Consider the following 22,751-nt stretch of genomic DNA (forward strand, 5'->3'; position numbering starts at 1 on the left):
ACTATACGTTTGAGTATAAAAAATAACGATCTATATTAGATAAGCTACAATTATTCCGCCAACAAAATAATGAAAGCGGAAGCGTTTTTATTAGGTTGTTAAGTATTGCGCCATGCTTACCAAGTTAAATAACCATTTTGGATAAATGCCGCAAATCAAAATTAATAGTGCAGATAATGCTATGATAAGCTCACTTATTTTTATATCCTGCCATTTTAATTTAATTACTGGATTGTTTATTAATTGATCATCACGATAAGTTGGTCTGATATAAAGATTAATTATTAAACGCGCATAAAAATAAAGTCCCAACGCACTACCTATTACTACAGCGGCTATTAACCACCACAATTCCGCAGTAACACCTAATAATACCAGTAAAAAACGACCTACAAAACCGGCTGTAAGCGGTACGCCCGCTAATGATAATAATCCTATTCCCATAGTTAAGGCTAAAATTGGTCTACGCCAAAATAATCCTGAAAGATCGACTTCATTTTCATGATCTTGCAGTTCATTTGAATGAGATTCCAGACTAATCACACCTAAAATGCAAATGTTTGCTAAAATATAACCGATTAGATAGACGCCGATGGTTTCTAAAGCAAGCACTTGATATTGCACGGAAATTAAAGCAATTAATAAATACCCGAAATGTGCAATGGAGGAGTATGCAAGCAACCGTTTTAAACTACTTTGCATTAATGCGATTAAATTACCCCATAAAATAGACAAAAAGGCCATGATCACCAAAATCATACGGATGGTTTCATTATTAACAATCGGTGCCAATAAAAACAACCTTGCAATAGCACAGAATAGTGCAACTTTACCAACTGTTGATAAAAGCAAAGCCACAACTGTTGGTGCGCCTTGATAAACATCAGGTAACCAAAGTTGAAATGGAACCAATGATAGTTTAAAGCCTACACCAACGAGTATTAAGCAAACCCCCATGAGTAATAAATTACTTGGATAAGACATCGTTGATAGTTGATAACTCAACCCACTGAAAGTCAGCTCGCCTGTTGTAGCATAATAAAAAGCAATTCCCATTAATAAAAACGCACTCGCCACAGCTGATAAAATCATATATTTAACCGCGGCTTCTAAGGAGTGGGTTTGGATATATTGATAGCCTATTAATCCGACAAAAGGTATTGAAAGCAATTCGATACCAATAAAGAACGAAATTAAATGACTAGCATACACAAGTGTTATACCGCCTAAAGTCATAAATAATAAAATGACGTAAAAAAGACCATGAGGTAACTGCTCTTGTACAAACCAACGATAAGCCAAACTAGATACGGTAATGGCAATAATTAAAATTAAGCCAGTGTAGAGCAATCCATAATTATCACAGGTAAAAAGTGCTGTAATATGGCTCGCTTTCCATTGCGGCACAGAAGCATCAGCTTGTAAATTGTTGCTACCTTTATTGTTATCTGCTGCCGTTGTAGGATCAGTATTGACATTACTTCCAACAGGAGTACTCTCTTCGTTATTAGTATATGTCACAGAATTAGTACTAGTTTCGATATTAGTGTGAGTTTCAGTATTAATATTTGTTTTGTGATTAATGCTAGTACTTACTTCAGTATTATTTTCTTTTTTGGTATCAGCTTGCGTATTAACATTATTATCATTAGATGCTGCACCCACTTCAGTCGGTACAGCATCTACGGCAATAGTTTGCTCACTTGAGGATGCAGCATCTTGAATTGATACATCAGAATTGTCCGATATTTGCATATTATCATTACTAATATTAGTAATCATTTGGGTACTAGATGAAATATTGTATCCAATAATGACAGCACAAGTTAACGCACACCCTAAACCGCATACGGTTATAATAGCGCACACTTTAGAATTTATTTTTATAAAAAATAATAAGATAATCAAAACAATGATAGTAAAGCTTATTACAAATATAGGCGATAATGCTATCATAAGTTATTACTCTCCTACTCGTTCCGCAGTTATATATTGCTGTGTTTGATTCACCACCGAATAAGACATATCTAAAACTATTTGTGGATATAAGCCAATAAAAATAAGTACAATAAATACACTAGCTAGTAGTGAAATATCTCGTTTACCAAGTTGATGTTTTGTTACACAACCTTTTTCAACAACACCATAAAATATAGGTTGCATTCGAATAATAAAAGAAACAGACAATAGTAATAGACCAACAACGAGCAAAATTGTATAAGATGAAAAAGACGAATAACTACCAAGTAACATCATATAATTTCCGACAAAATTAGCTGTGCCTGGAATACCTAAAATTGCTAACATAAAAAATAAGGTGAAAGAAGAGATATAGCGTACTTGTTGTTTAAGACCAGTGAATTGATTGATGTTGCGTGTTGAATAACATTCAACTAACAAGCCACTAATTATAAACATACCAACGATAACTAAATTGATAGCAATCATTTGTATTACAATACCTTGATAAGCAATAACAGAACCACTATAGATAATTGCAGTTACAAATCCCATTAAGGCGATATGTACATAAGCTATTAATTTTTTGATGTCGGTTTGAATAAATGTTAGTAATGCCGAGTAGATCACTGTAAGTAATGCCATTATCATAATTAACGGCATAATCATAACAGAAGCATTAGGAAAAAGTGGAATAACTATACGTAACAAGCCGAATGTCGCGGTTGTGAGTAATAATCCACTTATCATCATTGAGCCAGTAGTTGATGACTCAATGTGAGCATCTATAAACCAGCTATGAAAGGGTACAAACGGAACGCGAATAATAAAGGCAGCTAAAAAACCTAACATCAACATAAACTCAGTGTAACTTGAAATTGGTGTTTTGGTTAGTTCTTGGTAATCAAATGTCCAATAACCCGATAAAGTCCAGTTAATTAATGCCAACGAGACAACTGAAATTAACATCAATAGACTACTAATTTGTGTATAAATTAAAAATTTACTCGCCCCGTTAAATCTTAATTGAGAATTTGAGTCTCGCCTTCCCCATAAAGAAATTAAAAAATAGATTGGTATTGCCACTGCTTCCCAAAAAAAGAACATTAAAAATAGATCGGTTATTACAAATAGCATCATAATGGCAGATGTCATAAATAAAATGCATAAATAAAATAAACCGAAATTATTCGGGTTTTCTTTGCTTGAATAACCAATCGTCAGTAATACAATAAATAGAGTTGAGGTAATTAAAACCAATGATAAGCCATCTAAAACTAAATGGAAGTGAATATTCAGCAAAGGAATCCATTCAATATTAACTTCTTCTTTCCAATTATTGCCTTGCTGTAAAACAGTTATCCCCTCATGCCATAAACTTAATGATAACAATAAAGTTATAAAAATAGTTATGAAAGCAATAATCATCGGTAATTGATACCATCGCGAAACCATTCGAGAGGATCTCACAATTCGCAATAAAAATACATGGCATAACCAACTAATAAATCCACCTATAACAGGTAAAAAAACAAGCCATAACAACATGAATGATTACACCTTTATTAAATAAAAACCAGTAACATTAATATAATAATGCTACCTATAACAATAGATACCATATACCATCGAATATGCCCATTTTCTAAGCTGACAATATATGAGTTTATTTTTTTTATGCCCAACATAATCCAATTATCCCAAATCGCCAAAGGATCTTTTTTAAGCATATTCGCTAAAGACACATAAGGTTTTACAAAAATGACATTTAGAAAATAATCAAATCGCCAATCGCAACTACATAATCTTACGATGAATTTCACCATTGGCGTATCAAGTACCTCTCGCACTTCACTATTTGGATGTGCATATAGAATATAAGCAATAACAAAGCTTAAGACAGTTACCGCAGCTAACAATAGTTGAAAAGATAACTGACTATCAGTATCAAGCTTGGCAATTGGAAAAATATCTTGAACCGGTATTGGAAAATAGATAAAAATGGCCGTTGTAAACATCAGTAAGATAAAAATTGGACAATAACTAATCCATTTTGTTTTAGCGAATTCAGCAATTTTTGGTTTATGGTAAAAAACCATAAAAATTAAGCGCCATATACTTAAACTAGATAACAAAATGCCTAATAAACCAATCGTTCCTGCTATTAAATGATCTTTTATCATTAATCCCCAAATAATATCACCTTTAATATAAAATGAAGCTGAAATCCAAGGAATTGCACTTAACGATAACATAATAATCAAAAATATGGCATATAAAATGGGGAATGATTTTACAAGTCCTCCAAGTTTATTAATATCTCTCTCACCTTGACATTTTTTGAGTAATATTGCCGATGCTAAAATTAATAAAGTACTGGTTACAACATAATTAATTAAACAATTAATAGATAAACCCCAACTTTGGGTTGCAAAAGCATAAAATAAATAACTGATTTGAGCTAAATTAATATAAGTTGCAATTCGTTTAACATCACTTTGTACTAAGGCGATGGAGCTTGCAAATAAGACCGTCAGCGATGAAAATATTGTCATGATCGCTAACGTATCACTAGACATAATAAACAAGTTACTTAATCTTAAAATCAAGTATACTCCTGCTAATATAACAGTAGATGATTGCATTAAAGCTACAGCAGGCATTGGTGCTAGTGTTGTTTCGACAAACCACGATTGCATTGGAAAAAGAGCAGACTTACTAATAGCGCCTAAAAATAGCATCAATGTGATCCAAAAGATGATATCGGAATCAATCGCTAAATTATCATGGGCTTGTGTTAAAATCTCACGAATATTTAAAGTACCTAAGGTTTGATAAAGTAAAAATACACCAACAATTAAAAAGATATCCGTTAAATGCATAATCACAAAAGCTCTAACGGCAGCATAACCATTGCGCAATTGTTTATAATAAATACCAATAAGTAAGTAAGTACTTATACTCACCCCTTCCCAACCAATTAACATAACTAATAAATTATCAACCAATATAATAGTTAATATACTTGCGATTAATAAATTGCTATAGGCATAAAAAGTATAAATATCTTTTTTTGATGTTAGATAGCTTGCCGCAAAGAAATAAATTAATAATCCCAAAAAGGCAATTATAACTAAAAATATCAATGATAAACCGTCTAAGGTTAAAGATAGAGGTACGATAAAATCCCCAACCGAAAACCAATTCCATAATGGTCTGGTATACACTAATAACATATCCGGTACTGTGTTTTTTATATAATCAATACAGGTAAACATAGTAATAAGATCTGTGATTAGCATTGTACTAAAACCGATAATCATGACATTAATCGGTCGGAGATGTCTACCTAGACAAACTAGCAATAAAAAAGACAGCAAAGGAATAATAATAGTTAAGTAAAGTAAATTCATCCTTTCATTTCACTCAGTGAATCAATATTAAAGATTTTACGGCGATATATTAGTTTCATTAGCAAAGCAAGTCCTACACAAGCTTGAGCTAATACAGTAACCACCGCCAAAATAGCAAGAAGTTGTCCTTCCGATTGTTGCCAATAGCTACTTGCAGAAACTAATGCAACGATAGCACCATTATTCATAACCATAAGGCTTAATAACAAAAAATAAAGATTACGACGAATCATTACGCCTAATAAACCTATCACAAATAAAATTGAGGCAAGAATAAGACTATACATAAGAGAAATCATATTACTTCTCCGACAAAAGTCGATGCATAAAATGATAAGCGATCACAATTGCACCTAATAATAAAAAACCAGCAAGTTCAGATATCAAAATATAAGCATATACCGACATTTCGTGCATCAATTCATGCGACTCTTTGATTTGCGAATAGTCTGTACTAACGACACCATAAATAAGAACAACAAGTAAAATAAATGCTAAGACTAAAGGCCCTAACCAAATTTTAGGACTGATACCTCGTTTTCTATTTTCTACATTATCTATACGAATTCGCAATATAACCGCAACAGATAGAAACAAAATCACTGTACCGCCAATAAATAATAAAATGTATAGAACAACAGAAAAATATGCATCAAGCAAAATAAATATTAAGGCCGAAGAAAAAAGTGAAACAATAAAGTATAAAATAGCTTTATCAACACGTAAGCAACTAATTGCTTTTATACTGGCAAACACCGCAATAATCGACGCAATATAGAAAACAATAAGCATTAAATAATAATCCAATATGCATTTATAGTTCCGTTAGTATATACCCAAATTATATTAAGATACAGTTTACTGACATTGTGTTAACAGAAAACAAACATAAAAAAAAGCAATTTGGTTAAAAAATAATAGGAAATTTTATTTTTATACAACAGTAAAGTAAGACAAATATAATTAAAATCATAAAAAAAATAAAAATTATAAAATTTTATAATTTAAATTCAATCTAGTATTGTTATAAAGTATATAAGTTATATCACATTAACTAACATTTATTCCAACACCTTTAAATTGTCATGCTCATTAGGCAGATTAAAGTTTGTTTTGACTTAATAAAGATAAAAACGAGAAGATAATGAACAGTGAATATTCCTCTATGCGAAGCAACGTCAATATGCTAGGTACTTTACTAGGTGATGCAATAAAACGGGCTGCAGGTAATGATGCATTTGACTTAGTTGAACAAATCAGACAATTATCAAAAACCGCTCAACAAGGTAATAAACAAGCTCATAATAAGTTACTTAAACTCATCGAAAATCTTAATGATGAAGATTTATTACATGTGGCTCGTGCATTTAACCAGTTCTTGAATTTAGTTAATACCGCAGCAGAATATTATGGAATATCGCCACATGGTGAAGCATCAAGCAGCCCTAAAAAAATGACAGAACTGTTTACCACCCTGAAAAATCTTAACTTCTCATATCAGACGATTAATCAAGCCATTAATAATCTTTCTATCGAACTAGTATTAACTGCCCACCCAACAGAAATCAATCGTCGTACCATGATAAATACTTATACTGCGATTAATAGCTGTTTATCGCAACTGGATCACAACGACTTAGCGGATTATGAAATAGAACGAATTATGCGTCGTTTGAAACAATTAGTTTGTCAAGCTTGGTATACCGATGAGATACGTAAAAATAGACCAACGCCACTTGATGAAGCTAAATGGGGATTTTCCGTTATTGAAGATAGTCTTTGGGAAGGTGTACCACTTTTCTTGCGTGAATTTAATGATCAGCTTGTTGATGCATTTAATGAACAATTATCTGTTGAGCATGTACCAATTAAATTTACCTCATGGATGGGAGGGGATCGCGATGGCAACCCGAATGTAACAGCAAAAGTGACTGAAAAAGTTATGTTGCAAGCTAGATTAAAATCAATTGAATTTTTTTTAGCGGATATTCAAATTTTGGTTCGTGAATTATCCATGACTGAATGCAGTCAATCTGTTATTGATCTATTGGATGAAAATAATAGATCTGCAACTGAACCTTATCGAGCTGTAATGAAACAACTGCGTACACGTTTGGTAAAAACTCATAGTTATATAGCATCATTATTAAATAACGAACAAGCGTTACCTCCTGCGGATATTTTGATTAAAAACGAACAATTATGGACACCACTCTATACGTGCTATAAATCTTTAATTGAAAATGGCATGTCAACTATTGCACACGGTCCATTACTCGATACTTTACGACGTATAAGAAGTTTTGGTCTACAACTTCTAAGATTAGATATTCGTCAAGATAGCTCAGTACATACTGAAACGCTCGATGCATTAACACAAGAACTTAACTTGGGAAGTTATGCCAAGTGGTCGGAAGAAGAAAAACAAGCCTTTTTGTTAACTGAACTGCAATCTAATCGTCCACTGTTACCTTATCATTGGCGACCAAATGAAATGGTTCAAGAAGTCTTAGATACCTGTCACGTTATTAAAAAAGCCGGTGAAGAATCGATTGCGTCTTATGTCATTTCGATGGCAAAAGCACCTTCTGATGTCCTAGCCGTTTACTTACTTTTAAAAATTGTTGACTGTCAAAAAAATATTCCTGTTGCGCCTTTGTTTGAGACCTTAGAAGATTTAAATAATGCAAAATCTGTTATGCAAAAGCTTTTAGATATTCCTTGGTATCGTGAAAAAATCAATGGCAAGCAGATGGTTATGATTGGCTATTCTGATTCAGCTAAAGATGCTGGAACGCTTGCTGCATCATGGGCACAATATCGTTCACAAGAAGAGTTAGTTAAATTATTTGACAAATATAATATTAATTTGGTGTTATTTCATGGTCGTGGTGGATCAATTGGTCGAGGGGGGGCACCCGCACATGCCGCATTACTATCACAACCACCAGGATCATTGAAAGGAGGACTTCGTGTCACTGAACAAGGTGAAATGATTCGTTTTAAACTCGGTTTACCCGAAGTAGCACTTAGTAGTTTGATGCTATATGCTTCAGCCATTTTGCAAGCAAATTTATTACCACCACCCGAACCTAAACAGGATTGGCGAGATATTATGGATAAAATGTCTGATATCTCTTGTCGTTGTTATCGTAGTTACATTCGTGAACGATCTGAATTTGTCGATTATTTTAGAGCAGTAACACCAGAAACTGAATTAGGTAGATTACCACTCGGCTCACGTCCACAAAAAAGACGAACAGGAGGCGGTATTGAAAGTTTAAGAGCCATTCCATGGATTTTTGCTTGGACACAAAACCGTTTGATGGTTCCTTCCTGGCTTGGTGCAGGAACAGCGCTAAAACAGGTTATCGAAGAAGGTAACAAAAATCTACTTAAAGACATGTATCATAACTGGCCTTTCTTTAATGCTCGTTTAGGTATGCTCGAAATGGTGTATGCTAAAGCTGCACCAAATATCCATGAATATTATGAGCAAAGACTTGTCAAGCCAGCCTTATGGCCACTGGGAGAAGAGTTAAGAAACTTATTGACTCAAGATATTAATACGGTATTAACTATCACCGATGATATCAGTTTGATGGCTGATCTACCATGGATCGCGGAATCTGTTGCATTACGTAATACCTACATTGAGCCACTAAATTTATTACAAGCCGAATTATTAAGTCGTTCGCGCAATCGTAATAATGAGGATGAAAATAGTAATGTTGAACAAGGATTAATGATCACTATCTCGGGTATTGCTGCGGGAATGCGTAACTCAGGATAGTAAAAACAGGAAAAAATAAAAAGAGCACCAGCTCTTTTTATTTTTCTAATAATTCATCTAAATACGCTTTAGCATCTTGGTCACCTTGTTCACTAGCTTTAGTAAACCAATATATTGCTTTATTAATATTTTTTTCCACCCCTTCGCCTTCTAAATACTTAATAGCGAGATTATATTGTGCATCAACACTACCTTGTTCAGCCGCTTTCATATACCATTCAATGGCCTTTTCAGTATCTTTTGACACACCGCCACCTACGTCATACATAACGCCAATATTATATTGAGCATCAGCATTGCCAGCTTCCGCAGCTTTAGTAAACCAATTCGCAGCCTGCACATTATCGGGTTTTGTGCCTGTGCCAGTTGCATACATGATACCTAAATTATACATAGCAAGCACATGACCATGTGTAGCAGCTTGAGTATAAAAATAGATAGCAGCGACATAATCTTTGGTTAATCCATCACCATGCTCTGACATTAATCCCAAATAATATTGTGCTTCTGGATTACTTTCTGTCGCAGCTTTACTAAACCAATCAGCAGCAATCATACGATCTTGTTTAACGCCATCACCAAAAAAATACATAATGCCTAAATTTAAATAAGCATCTAAAACACCTTGTTTACCAGCTTCAACAAAATATTTAACCGCATTTGACACATTTTTGTCCACACCTTCACCATTTTTATACATTAACGCTAAATTATATTTGGCCAATGCATAATCTTGATCTGCGGCAAGTTTGTAATATTTGAACGCTTCATATGGATCAGCAACTGTTCCCAAACCATTTTGGTACATATACGCCAAATTATTTTGTGCTTTCGCCAAACCTTGCTCTGCCGATTTTTTATACCAGAATAATGCTCTGATATCGCTAATTTCAACACCTAATCCTTGTTTATAAATAGTACCTAAAGAATATTGTGCCTCAGCATTACCGTTTTCAGCAGATACACGCAAAGAAGGAATCAATGCTCCAGGTTCGGCAACTTGTAGATCCGTATCTGATTGCACTTTAGTTTCATGCGCCAAAGCACCATAAGAGATGGATAAAACTAGTACTAATAAGATTTGAAATTTTTTCATAATTTTTTTATTACCATAACATGGTCGATAATTATACATAACCATCTAAAAAAAAATAGTTTTTATTTTTTGGTTCATTTATTTACCGTACATAATTTTAACTTTAATTATTTTTTACTCACAATCTTTAATTCAAGATATTCCAAGCTTGTCCCAAATTTCATCAATATGGGCAATAATTTTGGGATCTTTTTTTATTATTTTTCCCCATTCTCGACTGGTTTCGCCTATCCATTTATTGGTTGCATCTAACCCCATTTTAGAACCTAATCCGGAAATAGGTGAAGCAAAATCTAAATAATCAATCGGGGTATTGTCGATAAATGTCGTATCACGATGCGGGTCCATACGTGTTGAAATGGCCCACATGACATCTTTCCAATCTCGAGCATTAATATCGTCATCACAAACAATCACAAATTTAGTGTACATAAATTGACGTAAATAGGACCATACACCCATCATGACACGCTTAGCATGCCCAGGATATTGCTTTTTTATAGTGACAATAGCAATACGATATGAGCATCCTTCTGGTGGCAAATAAAAATCGACAATTTCAGGAAATTGTTTTTGCAAAATTGGAATGAACACTTCATTTAATGCAAGTCCCATGACCGCAGGCTCATCAGGTGGTCGCCCAGTATAAGTTGAATGATAAATAGCATCTTTACGACGTGTAAGGTGAGTTACGGTAAAGACAGGAAATTGTTCAATTTCATTATAATAACCTGTATGATCACCATAAGGACCTTCTTGTGCTAACTCATTGGGATCGATGTAACCTTCAAGAATAATTTCAGCCGATGTAGGCACATCTAAATCATTGGATAATGATTTAACAACTTCTGTTCGTTTACCCCTTAATAACCCTGCAAAAGCATATTCAGGTAAAGTATCGGGTACGGGTGTAACCGCAGCTAAAATGGTTGCAGGATCAGCACCAATTGCAATACTAATCGGAAATTTTTCATTAGGGTGTGCTTGTTGCCATTCGGCAAAATCCAATGCACCGCCACGATGAGATAACCAGCGCATAATTAATTTATTTTTACCTAAGATCTGTAAGCGATAAATACCAATATTTTGCCGATCTTTATAAGGACCTTTAGTGATAGTCAATCCCCAAGACAACAGAGGCGCTACATCTTCAGGCCAACAATGCATAATGGGTAAATGGGTTAAATCAATCTCATCATTTTCAAAAACCACTTCTTGACATGGTGCTGACGATCGTTGTTTAACTGGCATATTTAAAACTTGTTTATATTTAGGTAAAACATTAAAAAACTGACGAATACCTCTAGGTGGATCAGGTTCGCGTAAAAACGCTAACAATTCACCAATTTCACGTAAAGCTGAAGTGTCTTCGCACCCCATGCCCATAGCCACGCGTTTAGCAGTACCGAATAAATTACACAAGACTGGCATATCATAGCCAATCGGATTTTCAAACAATAAGGCAGGTCCTTCATTACGTAGTACCCGATCGGCAATTTCTGTCATTTCAAGATAAGGATTAACAGGATAAGTAATTCTTTTTAATTCACCTTGCTGTTCAAGATAATCTAAAAATCCACGAAAATCAGAAAAGTTCATTTATCATCACTCTCTATTACTTGTTAACCTTTTGTAAATCGTATTCAAAGGTACCTATTAATCCATAAGATGGTTATCTCTTTAACCATCATTAGTCTTCATCAAAATTTTCACTGTAAATCGGTGTTTGTTTATTTTGATTACACTCTACAATTTTAGGTAATAAAACTTCAAATTGGTTTTTATCAATTTCAGTAAAATTATCAGGTTCAACTTGATAATATAGATATTGTTGGCTCTGATCATCAAATTGGAAAGAAGCTAACCAATAATTTCTATCATCACTATTTTCATTCGCAAATATCTTAATAATACTACTTTCGCGCTTTTCGGGTTGATTATGTAATTTATAATCGATTATTTTCTCAGCAATATGAGAATCATATTCATCAAAAATAATATAATCACTTTCATTTGTTTGACATTTTTCAATATTAATTTCGGCATAACTGCTGGTTATTGAAAAAAATAAACAAAATAATACAATAATATACTGGCTTAATTTCATTTATTACCTCTTAACTCGATTTAAGAAAGTTGTTAATTTTACTAATAGCCTGACTATTATTAGACGATACAGTTAGGTTAGCAGCATCACTCATAGCCAGCCATTGATAAGCTAAGTGCTCGGTAAGAACAGGAATTACTTCGTTAGCAAGAGGCAAATAAAACCAATGTTCTTTATTTATCTTAACTTCTGGCGAATATCTATGTCTAAACTGTGGAAAAATCTCAAATTCAACTGTATGGTTAGCATCAATTAGTTTAAGATCATCCTTAATAATATCAATGCCTGTTTCTTCTAAAACTTCACGAATTGCTGTTTGTCTTGGCAATTCATTTGTTTCCATGCTACCTGTAACTGATTGCCAAAATAATGGATCATCTTTGCGTTGTAACATAAGACAACGTTTGGTTGTCTGGCAGTAAATCACCACCAGAACCGACTCAGGTTTTTTATATTCTCGCATCAAAATATCTTTATTTCTTAGATACTTCAATGCCAAGCTCAACCAATGCAGCAGAATTTGCAGGACTTGGTGCATCAGTAAGTAAACACGTTGCAGCGGTCGTTTTAGGAAATGCAATCACATCGCGAATATTATCTGTTCCAGTAAGTAACATACTCAATCTATCTAATCCAAACGCTAAACCTGCATGTGGCGGTGTACCATATTTTAGCGCATCAAGTAAAAAACCAAATTTTTCACGTTGATCTTGTTCATCAATTCCTAATATTGAAAACACAGCTTGTTGCATTTCACTTCGGTGAATACGTACCGATCCTCCACCAACTTCATAGCCATTAATTACCATATCATAAGCATTCGCTACAGCATTTTGAGGATTATTAATTAACTCTTCAGGTGTGTAATCTTTTGGTGATGTGAACGGATGATGCATAGCGCTTAAACCTTCATCTGTTTCTTCAAACATAGGGAAATCAATGACCCAAAGTACCGCCCATTTATTTTCATCAGTGAGATCTAAATCTTTACCAACTTTCAAACGTAATGCACCTAAAGCATCACTAACAACTTTATAACTATCAGCACCAAATAACAAAATATCACCATCTTTCGCATTGGCACGGTTTAGTAACGCTTCCATTTGCGATTCACTAAAGAATTTAGAGACCGGACTTTGTACGCCTTCTAAACCTTTACTGCGTTCATTAACTTTAATCCAAGCCATACCTTTGGCACCATAAACAGAAATAAACTGCGTATATTCGTCTAACTGCTTACGTGTTAATTGGGCGCCATTTGGAACACATAATAAAGCCACTCTTCCTTTAGGATCATTTGCTGGTGTTGAAAATACTTTAAAATCGATATCTTTAATCAAATCGGCCACATCAATGATTTCAAGTGGATTACGTAAATCTGGTTTATCACTACCATAACGACGCATTGCTTCGTCAAAAGTCATAATCGGGAATTTGCCTAAATCAACATTTTTAACATGCAACCAAAGTTCGCGTATCATTTTTTCCATAATTTCACGTACTTGTTCGGCTGTCATAAACGAAGTTTCAATATCTATCTGTGTAAATTCTGGTTGACGATCGGCTCGTAAATCTTCATCACGAAAACATTTAACAATTTGATAATAACGGTCAAACCCAGACATCATAAGCAATTGCTTAAATAATTGTGGTGATTGTGGTAATGCATAAAATTCACCTTTGTGAATTCGGCTCGGTACCAAATAGTCGCGAGCACCTTCTGGCGTAGCCTTGGTTAACATGGGTGTTTCAATATCTAAAAAACCATTCTCATTCATAAATGAACGAACAAAGGCGGTAATTTGTGCACGGGTTTTAAAGATGGTGCTCATTTCAGGTCGGCGTAAATCTATATATCGATATTTTAAACGCTGTTCCTCACTGTTATTTTGGTTAAAATCCAGAGGTAATACATCACTACGATTAAAAATAGTAAGTTCGGTTGCTAAAATTTCAACCTCGCCAGTTGCCATATCTTTATTAATTTGACCTTGAGGTCTCGCTCTGACCTTTCCTTTAATTTGAATACAAAATTCATTGCGTAACTCACCAGCTAATTGATATGCTTGTGGATAATCAGGATCAAAAAAAACTTGTACAATTCCTTCACGATCACGCATATCAATAAAAATCATACCGCCTAAGTCACGACGTTTATTAACCCATCCACATAGTGTAACTTCTTGATTAACATAATTTGCGTTTAATTGTCCGCAATAAATTGTTCTCATTAAATATATCCTGTGTACAATTGTCTAAAATAATAATTATTATAGAGCAATTTATCAGGGTATAAAGACTCTGTTTTAAAATAATCACTATTTATTTTATTTATACTTAATTTATCATAATAATTTTACTTTATACGTATTTTATTAATATTATTTAAATTCAATAAGATAATAAATTTAAACGCGACTTATGTTGTTATACATTAAAAAATGTTTAATTTATTAACTTGTAATATCAAATAATTATTAATAAGCTTAAGTATTATTTAAATATTATTAATTTGATATGAAAGCTTTAATTTCAATTGACTACACAAATGATTTCATTGCCGATGATGGCGCATTAACTACAGGCTCTGCTGGTCAACAAATTGAATCAGAATTGTTAAACATAACGGATTCATTTATTAAAAATAATCAATTAATCGTTTTTGCAATTGATGCCCATGACCCGACCGATGAATACCATCCTGAAAATGCACTTTTTCCACCTCATAATATGATTGGAACGGTTGGACAACAATTATTCGGTCGTTTGCACCAACTTTATCAAAGACATCAAAATTCAACCAATATTTATTGGATCAATAAACGTCACTATTCAGCATTTTGTGGTACAGATCTTGATTTACGTTTGCGAGAAAGACATATCACCGAAATCCATCTAATTGGTGTTTGTACGGATATTTGCATTTTACATACAGCCGTAGATGCCTATAACTTAGGGTATAAAATAGTTATACATCAAAATGCTGTCGCAAGCTTTGATCCTATTGGTCATCAATGGGCTTTGAAACACTTTCAAAATGCCTTAGGAGCAACATTAATATAAAAACAGATAACAATATAAAAGAGGAGTAGGAATGGAAGTTTTACGAGACTATAAATTGCATATAATTGCACTGTTAGTAGTCATTAGTTGCGAACTAATCGGTAAACAATCAATATGGATTATCGCCGTTTATCCAATATTATATGCAATGATCTTTGGCGGAATAATTAGCCTACCAAAGCTAAATATATTAACCCATAAAAATATGCACAATGCAAGTATCGTTATGATGGTTACATTAATGTTACTCATTGCAAAACTTGGTGTAGCGGTAGGTCCGAAAATTGATATGATTTTAGAGGATGCAAAATTAGCTCTTATTTTTCAGGAATTAGGACATTTTGCCGGAACAATTTTACTTGGGTTACCGTTAGCAATGCTATTAGGTATGAAAAGAGAAGCTGTTGGGGCGACCTATTCCGTTGCTCGTGAGCCGAATATAGCCATTGTAGCAGATAAATATGGTTTAGACTCTCCCGAGGGTCGCGGTGTAATGTCTATGTATGTATGCGGCACACTTTATGGTGCAATTTGGATGAGTATTCTTGCCAGCCTAATAGCTCACTTGGATATTCTTCATCCTTATGCTTTAGCCATGGGAGCGGGCGTAGGTAGTGGAAGCATGATGGCTGCATCACTTGCTCCGATAAGTGATCTATATCCAGATTTATCAGAAAACATTAATGCTTATGCAACCACAGCAAATTTAATGTCTGGTATTGTTGGTATTTATATTTATACACTCTTTTCTTTGCCTTTCGCTTCATTCATGTATAACACTTTAGACCGTATTCGACACAATAAATAAGGATCCGATAATGAAGATTTTAGAAACAATTTTTGTACTTATTTTAGTGGCGATTATTATGGCAGCTGGCAATACTGTGGGATATAAAATTGATTTTATGCTATCACTTGAAGCATTGTCTATTTTAGTTGTCATTTCTATTTTAGGATTTTTACTAAGTAAGTTACCCGGATTAAAAAAATTTCCAATAATTTTATGGGTATCGGTTGTTGCAGCTACGGTTTCTTCACCAATATTTCCATATCATGAAAAAGTTGTTGCAATGACAGATCACGTTTCATTACTTGCTATCTGTACGCCAGTACTAGCTTATGCTGGACTCGCCATAGGTAAAGATCTTGCGTTATTTAAAAATATTTCTTGGCGAATTATTCCCGTATCTTTAGCTGTGTTTTCTGGTACATTTATTTTTGCAGCCTTAATCGCTCAAATCACTTTGCATTGGGAAGGCGTGATCTAATTTGGATAAGGATTTTATTTATGACAAAAGAAGAACTAAAGAAAAAAGTTTGTGATGCAATTGCAAATCGCAAAGCAGACATCAAGTCGATTGCTGAAGCGATTTGGTCTGAACCAGAGCTTGGTTATAAAGAATACAAAACCGCTAAAAAAGTAGAAGACGCTTTTGAAAAATTAGGTGTACCTTTTAAAAATAAATTAGCACTCACTGGTGTTAAAGGTCGTCTTAAAGGTGGTAAAGGAAGCCAATATAGTATCGCAATTATTGGAGAACTTGATGCAATTATTTGTGCCGACCACCCTGCTGCGGATGAAACGTCTGGAGCAGCTCACTGTTGTGGTCATAATGCACAAATCGCTAATATGATGGCTGTCACTATGGGGCTAATAGACTCAGGGGCTATGCAATTTTTAGCTGGTGATGTAGTACCATTTGCAGTCCCAGCAGAAGAATATGTTGAAATTACCTATCGAAATCGATTGATTGAAGAGGGGAAAATCAAATACATTGGCGGTAAACCAGAATTGATTTCACGTGGTGATTTTGATGATATAGATATGGCATTACAGATACACTTAACGAGCATACCGAATGAACGCCAAGATGGTTTTATTGAAATCTCAACGACAAGCAATGGTTTTATCGGCAAGTTAATTAAATATAAAGGTGAAGCAGCCCATGCCGCAGCAGCCCCACATGCAGGAGTGAATGCTTTAAATGCTGCAATGATGGGAATGATGGGTGTTCACGCAATTCGTGAAACATTTCAAGAAAAAGATTACATTCGATTCCATCCAATCATTACCCAAGGCGGTGATTTAGTGAATGTTGTACCAAGCGATGTTAGAATGGAAAGCTACGTACGAGCAGGCAATGTCCCTGCTATGATTGATGCCAATGAAAGAATAAATCAAGCATTGAAAGCTGGAGCTATGGCAGTTGGTGCAACTTGCGAAATTAAAGATTTACCAGGTTATTTACCATTACATAATAACCCAACACTTAATAATCTATTGAAGCAAAACGCTGAAAATTTAATTGGTGAAGAAAACGTTTCAATCGCACCGCATATGACTGGAAGTACAGATACTGGCGATCTATCGCATATTATGCCAGTAAGTCACCCTTGGATTGGTTCGGTTAGAGGAATTTTACATGGTAAAGATTATACTGTATATGATGAACAGATGGCTTATATACGACCTGCACAAATGATGGCTTGTACGATTATCGACTTACTTTACGATGATGCCAAACCCGCTCAAACACTCATAACAAACTACAAACCACTTATGACAAAAGAGGAGTATTTAAAATTCCTATCTGGTTTTGACAAATAAAGTTTAAAACTTGGCTCAATCTTGTGCCAAGTTTTTTGTTATACTACTTACTTTATTATTAACAACAATAATCACATCATATGTTAACACTTACCGATCAAGAATTATTTCGTTATGACAGACAAATAACTTTGCATGGTTTTGACATTGAGAAGCAGCAAATTTTAAAAAATAGTTCAGTATTAATTATTGGATTAGGAGGATTAGGTTGTTCAACTTCTTTGTATTTAGCTGCCTCAGGTATTGGTAAGTTAACTTTAAATGATTTTGATACCATATCCGCTTCAAATTTAAATCGACAAATTTTATATACCTATAAATCAATTAATCAAAACAAAGTTGATGTGGCTAAGTACGCTTTAGTCAATATAAATCCTAATATACAAATTAACACCGTTAATCAACAGCTTGATGACCGCGATCTCATTTCACTCATTAAGCAGCATAATATTATTATTGATTGTACGGATAATTTAGTTACCCGTGAACAGATTAATCGCTGTTGTTTTCAAGAAAAAAAACCATTAGTTTCAGGCGCAGCAATACGAATGGAAGGTTTGTTAAGTGTATTTACTTATCAACCTAATGAACCATGTTATCACTGTTTAAGTCGTCTATTTGGGAATGAACAGCTAACTTGTGTTGAAACGGGTGTAATGGCACCTTTAGTTGGTATGTTTGGATCAATGCAAGCCATAGAAGCAATAAAAGTCCTGACTCATTATGGTCATCCATTATCGGGTCGATTATTGATGGTTGATACAATGAATATGCAATTTAATCAATTTACGTTATCTAAGCAGGAAAATTGTCCTGTTTGCGGTAATCACAGAACTGACCAATCAGAAAAATGAAACAAAATAACCGTATTATTTTAGCTCCAATGGAAGGGGTACTTGATTATCAAGTGAGACAAATTTTAACTGAGATCAATCAATTTGATTATTGTGTAACAGAATTTGTACGAGTCACTCATCATCAATTATCCAACCGCACCTTTTATCGCCTTTGTCCTGAACTCCATAATGGTGGCAAAACTGCATCTGGTACCCCTATTCGAGTACAAATTCTTGGCCATTCACCACAGTGGATGGCAGAAAATGCAGTAAAAGCAATTGAACTGGGTTCATTTGGCATTGATATTAATTTTGGTTGTCCGGCTAAAACCGTCGTGGGCAGTCAAGGAGGGGCTTATTTATTACAATATCCTGAACAAATTTTTAATATCGTTAGTCAAGTTCGACAAGCCATAAACCCCTCGGACATATTATCAGTTAAAATTCGCTTAGGTTGGTCTAATAAATCACATTGCGATGAAATAGCCAATGCAATTGAAAGTGCTGGAGCTAATGAGATTTCCATTCATGGTAGAACTAAAGAGGATGGATATAAAGCGGATAAAATTGATTGGCAAACAATAGCAAAAATCAAACAAAACCTAACAATTCCTGTAATTGCCAATGGTGAAATTTTTTCTATTGAAGATGCGCAAAAATGCATTGCTCAAAGTCAAACCCATGACATTATGTTGGGTCGTGGAATTTTAGCTATCCCCAATCTAGCCAATATGATCCGCAACCAACAACCAGCATTAAGTTGGTCACAAGTATTGGAAATTTTAATCCGTTATGCAAATTCATCCATCGATGATGTTAAACCGCTTTATCATTCTGCCCGTATTAAACAGTGGCTTACTTATTTAAAGTACCATTATGTAGAAGCATCAGAGATGTTACAAAACATTAGAACATTAAAATCGCAACAAGAAATATATACATTCTTAAAACAACAAATGATACAGCCCATACTATAAATTAATCTGATATTTAAATGATGGATGAAAGTAATACTTCGTTAATTTTCGAATAAATAAGCACGATAAAGTGAATGATATCGCACCCAACAATATGATTACTATGGATGTTAGGTTTGTATTTTGTAATGACACATAATAAATTAACCAATTTGCAACTTTCCATAAAACAAAATTTAAAATAAAGATAATAAGGTTTAAGGAAATTGCGCACTTGATTATTCTATCGGTTTGTAACACAACAAACATTTGTGTGAACATATTTTTACTAACCAAAATGACAACTAATAAGCTAAATAAATAACAACAAATTGGCAAAAAAATATGTTCCCAAACTGAAATAAAATAGTAACTGTTATGTACTAAGACATCTAAAATAAAAGAAGGAAAAGCAATTAAAATAAAAAAGAAAAATACTAAAAACAAAGTAAAATGAATTTTAGTACTATTAATTATAGTCAGTTCGAAAATCTGTTTACCTTTGTCAAAATGATGATTTAATACTTTGATATAATAATAGGTAAATAATCCAGAAAATAGGTAACATAGGCTATAGGGGATAATGCATAAAACTAAAATAAATAACCATGAAGCCATATTAATCATATTTATCAAAATATTATCAAAAATAGCTTCGGCTATGGCATTAATTAAATAGCCTATCATACAAACAATAATGACATTAAACATTAACAGAGTAATATTTTTAGAAGTCACTTGATGAACATTGACTCGATGCAAACTGATAGTTGAAATACCAAATAATAACAAACACTCTGGAATTGTACGTAGTAATTGATATGGTGCAAGTTTATATAATATACCCCATAAAAACTCATAATCATGAAAGGTCGATATAAAGGTAATACCAAATCTAATATTGAAACTAAAAGCACTACAGAAAAAAAATAGTGCAATAAAAATAAAAGGTAGCTTAAAAAAAGCTAATTTTTCCATTTTGATACTCAAGATCAGTAAATTCTCTTTTTTAAAAATTTTGATAACAACAAAAAAATTAAGGTCAACAACAATGTTTTATCGTGTCATTATAAAGCCATATTGTGTTTAAAATATGCTCATGCTAATACCAAAAGCTTTTTAATCGACAACAATCATTAGATCTTATATTATTGATAATTATTATAAAACTTTATATTTTTGAGTCAATAACCTTAATAAGAAGTGCTGATTTTCGGTGAATTATTATATAAAATAGGATTAATGCTTCATCACTTAAAGAATGATGAAGCAAATTGTAAAATAGAAATGTATTTTTTATGTCTTCAATCTATACGTTAAAGAGTGGAAAATCGGATTGACCAGCAATCGATTTTAAATGTTGTTGTGCTGTAAGAATATTTTGTTTCCACTGATTATCTTTCGCCCACATTTCAATCACTAATGGCGCACAATAATCAATAGATTTAAGTGTGCTAAAAACCGCAGAAAAATCGACCTCACCTTCACCGATCACCAAATCTCTAAATTGACCTGGATAATTGGGTTTTACTTTATAGGTATCTTTTAAATGAATTTGCACAATATGATTACGGCTTAATAATAATTCAGTGCTAACATCATAATTCCAACCGGATATATTTCCCACATCAGGATAGGCCATAAAATAAGGTGAATTTATCTCAGCTTTTAAAATTTCAAACTTACTAAGTGAATTTAGATAGCTAGTATCCATAATTTCAACAGCTAACATCACACCAGCTTTTTCTGCCTGTTTTGCGCACCATTGCATACCTGCAACAAAGCGTTGATGTGTTTGTAAGTTAGCTTGCTCATAATAAACATCATATCCAGCAAGTTGGATAACTCTAACACCAAGTTTATAAGCAAGAGTAATTGCCTTACACATTATACTTTTAGCTTTCTCTCTGATCGTTTTATCATCAGAACCAAATGGATATTTACGATGTGCACTAAGACATATTGAATGAAAAAAAACACCATTATCTTCACAAAGATGACGCAATGCATAGATTTCCTCATCGGACCAATCAAGCCTAGATTGACGCTCATCGGATTCATCAATAGAAAGTTCTATAAAATCGAAATGTAAAGATTTTGCCTCTAACATTTTTTGCTGCCAAGAAAGTGTATTCGGTAGTGCTTTTTCATAAATACCCATACATGGAGTTTGTCTGGTTATATTCATTGTATTATTTGACATAATTTAGATCCGATATTATTAAGGTAAAACTTAACGGTCCATTTCGTGACTGTTAGGTCACTACTTACCAAAACTTAGCAATCTGCTCTCTTAAGTCTTGAGCAGTTTTTTGACCATTTTCGTTGGCTAAAGCTCGTCCAGCGATAAAAGCTTTAGTTTTAATACCTGCAAATAAATGAATATCTTCAGGTACAATGCCGCCAGTTATTGATAGTTCTAAATCTAGATCAGAAAGCTGTCGCATTTTAGTTAAATCTTCTTTACCCCAACCAATACCCGCTAATTCAGCATCACGAGAACGATGATAAATTGCCTGTTTGATCCCCAATTTTCTCCATGCTTTTGCATCATCGAAAGTCCAATGTCCATAAAGTTCGATTTGAATTTCACGGCCAAACTCATCAGCCACTTTTTTACAAGCTTCAATTGTTGCAATATGAGCAGCAGCTGAAACTGTTAACCAGTCGGCGCCCGCTGAAAACGCCATTTTTGCTAAAATGGCACCTCCATCAGTGGTTTTCAAATCACAAACTAGAATATGATTGGGATACTTTTCCCTTAAAATTTTCACACCATTAATACCTGATCCGAATGCAAGGATGGTTCCAACTTCAATAATATCTACAAATCCAGCTACGTTCTTGGCTACCGCTAAAGCTGTTTGTAATTCTGTTTGATCTAATGCAATTTGTAATTTTGGTTTAGTCATTTTATTCG

20 protein-coding genes are annotated in these 22,751 nt (G+C 33.7%); 7 read left to right on the forward strand and 13 right to left on the reverse strand.

Features of this window, described 5'->3' with window-relative positions; all coding sequences use genetic code 11:
* Window positions 1–90 precede the first annotated feature (90 nt).
* The 5 genes from nuoN to J3U13_RS03130 are packed head-to-tail and all read right to left on the reverse strand — an operon-like array spanning window position 91 to window position 6,164.
* Window positions 91–1,956 carry an NADH-quinone oxidoreductase subunit N gene (gene nuoN / locus J3U13_RS03110; RefSeq protein ID WP_267340066.1) on the reverse strand — a complete coding sequence of 622 codons (1,866 nt, stop codon included), beginning with the start codon at window positions 1,954–1,956 and terminating at the stop codon, window positions 91–93.
* Window positions 1,957–1,962: 6 nt separating this feature from the next.
* The gene (locus J3U13_RS03115) at window positions 1,963–3,507 is read right to left on the reverse strand and encodes a complex I subunit 4 family protein (protein ID WP_267340068.1); all 1,545 of its coding nucleotides are present in this window, start codon (window positions 3,505–3,507) and stop codon (window positions 1,963–1,965) included.
* Window positions 3,508–3,524: 17 nt separating this feature from the next.
* Window positions 3,525–5,372: an NADH-quinone oxidoreductase subunit L gene (locus tag J3U13_RS03120; RefSeq protein WP_267340070.1), complete on the reverse strand. Its 1,848-nt coding sequence runs from the start codon at window positions 5,370–5,372 to the stop codon at window positions 3,525–3,527.
* Window positions 5,369–5,671 carry an NADH-quinone oxidoreductase subunit NuoK gene (gene nuoK, locus J3U13_RS03125; protein WP_267340072.1) on the reverse strand — a complete coding sequence of 101 codons (303 nt, stop codon included), beginning with the start codon at window positions 5,669–5,671 and terminating at the stop codon, window positions 5,369–5,371. Before nuoK ends, J3U13_RS03120 begins: the two co-directional genes overlap by 4 nt.
* 1 nt (window position 5,672) lies before the next feature.
* Window positions 5,673–6,164, reverse strand: a complete 492-nt coding sequence (locus tag J3U13_RS03130) for an NADH-quinone oxidoreductase subunit J (RefSeq protein WP_267340074.1) — start codon at window positions 6,162–6,164, stop codon at window positions 5,673–5,675.
* 352 nt (window positions 6,165–6,516) lie between these two features.
* On the opposite strand from J3U13_RS03130, the gene ppc reads away from it, so the two are divergent.
* On the forward strand, window positions 6,517–9,165 hold the full coding sequence (gene ppc / locus J3U13_RS03135) for a phosphoenolpyruvate carboxylase (protein WP_267340075.1): 2,649 nt from the start codon (window positions 6,517–6,519) through the stop codon (window positions 9,163–9,165).
* 37 nt (window positions 9,166–9,202) lie between these two features.
* Here the strand turns inward: ppc and J3U13_RS03140 are convergent, their stop codons facing one another.
* The 5 genes from J3U13_RS03140 to aspS all read right to left on the reverse strand — a co-directional run bounded on the left by J3U13_RS03140 (window position 9,203) and on the right by aspS (window position 14,599).
* A complete protein-coding gene (locus tag J3U13_RS03140; protein WP_267340076.1) occupies window positions 9,203–10,261 on the reverse strand; it encodes an SEL1-like repeat protein in 1,059 nt (352 codons plus the stop codon).
* A 132-nt stretch (window positions 10,262–10,393) separates the two neighbouring features.
* A complete protein-coding gene (gene ubiD / locus J3U13_RS03145) occupies window positions 10,394–11,860 on the reverse strand; it encodes a 4-hydroxy-3-polyprenylbenzoate decarboxylase (protein ID WP_267340078.1) in 1,467 nt (488 codons plus the stop codon).
* 91 nt (window positions 11,861–11,951) lie between these two features.
* The gene (locus tag J3U13_RS03150) at window positions 11,952–12,368 is read right to left on the reverse strand and encodes a hypothetical protein (RefSeq protein ID WP_267340079.1); all 417 of its coding nucleotides are present in this window, start codon (window positions 12,366–12,368) and stop codon (window positions 11,952–11,954) included.
* 10 nt (window positions 12,369–12,378) lie between these two features.
* Window positions 12,379–12,831 (reverse strand): dihydroneopterin triphosphate diphosphatase, encoded by a 453-nt coding sequence (gene nudB / locus J3U13_RS03155; RefSeq protein ID WP_267340081.1) that lies wholly within the window; start codon window positions 12,829–12,831, stop codon window positions 12,379–12,381.
* Window positions 12,832–12,841: 10 nt separating this feature from the next.
* The gene (gene aspS / locus J3U13_RS03160; RefSeq protein WP_267340083.1) at window positions 12,842–14,599 is read right to left on the reverse strand and encodes an aspartate--tRNA ligase; all 1,758 of its coding nucleotides are present in this window, start codon (window positions 14,597–14,599) and stop codon (window positions 12,842–12,844) included.
* 286 nt (window positions 14,600–14,885) lie between these two features.
* Between aspS and J3U13_RS03165 the strand changes: the two genes are divergently transcribed.
* From J3U13_RS03165 to J3U13_RS03190, 6 genes are all read left to right on the forward strand, one after another.
* Complete coding sequence (locus J3U13_RS03165; protein WP_267340084.1) at window positions 14,886–15,431, forward strand: cysteine hydrolase family protein; 546 nt, start codon at window positions 14,886–14,888, stop codon at window positions 15,429–15,431.
* Window positions 15,432–15,462: 31 nt separating this feature from the next.
* Entirely contained in the window at window positions 15,463–16,239 is a 777-nt protein-coding gene (locus tag J3U13_RS03170; protein ID WP_267340085.1) for a DUF3100 domain-containing protein, read from the forward strand.
* Between the two features lie 10 nt (window positions 16,240–16,249).
* Window positions 16,250–16,699: a hypothetical protein gene (locus J3U13_RS03175; RefSeq protein WP_267340086.1), complete on the forward strand. Its 450-nt coding sequence runs from the start codon at window positions 16,250–16,252 to the stop codon at window positions 16,697–16,699.
* Between the two features lie 20 nt (window positions 16,700–16,719).
* Window positions 16,720–18,039 (forward strand): amidohydrolase, encoded by a 1,320-nt coding sequence (locus J3U13_RS03180; protein WP_267340088.1) that lies wholly within the window; start codon window positions 16,720–16,722, stop codon window positions 18,037–18,039.
* 80 nt (window positions 18,040–18,119) lie between these two features.
* A complete protein-coding gene (locus J3U13_RS03185) occupies window positions 18,120–18,893 on the forward strand; it encodes a molybdopterin-synthase adenylyltransferase MoeB (protein ID WP_267340089.1) in 774 nt (257 codons plus the stop codon).
* Window positions 18,890–19,852, forward strand: a complete 963-nt coding sequence (locus J3U13_RS03190) for a tRNA-dihydrouridine synthase (RefSeq protein WP_267340090.1) — start codon at window positions 18,890–18,892, stop codon at window positions 19,850–19,852. Before J3U13_RS03185 ends, J3U13_RS03190 begins: the two co-directional genes overlap by 4 nt.
* Here the strand turns inward: J3U13_RS03190 and J3U13_RS03195 are convergent.
* The 3 genes from J3U13_RS03195 to J3U13_RS03205 all read right to left on the reverse strand — a co-directional run bounded on the left by J3U13_RS03195 (window position 19,847) and on the right by J3U13_RS03205 (window position 22,743).
* Complete coding sequence (locus tag J3U13_RS03195; protein WP_267340092.1) at window positions 19,847–20,809, reverse strand: hypothetical protein; 963 nt, start codon at window positions 20,807–20,809, stop codon at window positions 19,847–19,849. The genes J3U13_RS03190 and J3U13_RS03195 overlap by 6 nt on opposite strands.
* 331 nt (window positions 20,810–21,140) lie before the next feature.
* Entirely contained in the window at window positions 21,141–22,019 is an 879-nt protein-coding gene (locus J3U13_RS03200; protein WP_416380341.1) for an L-ribulose-5-phosphate 3-epimerase, read from the reverse strand.
* A gap of 79 nt (window positions 22,020–22,098) precedes the next feature.
* Entirely contained in the window at window positions 22,099–22,743 is a 645-nt protein-coding gene (locus J3U13_RS03205) for a 3-keto-L-gulonate-6-phosphate decarboxylase UlaD (RefSeq protein WP_267340094.1), read from the reverse strand.
* Window positions 22,744–22,751 lie beyond the last annotated feature (8 nt).

It is taken from the genome of Gilliamella sp. B2887, assembly GCF_026537015.1.
GTDB lineage: Bacteria > Pseudomonadota > Gammaproteobacteria > Enterobacterales > Orbaceae > Gilliamella.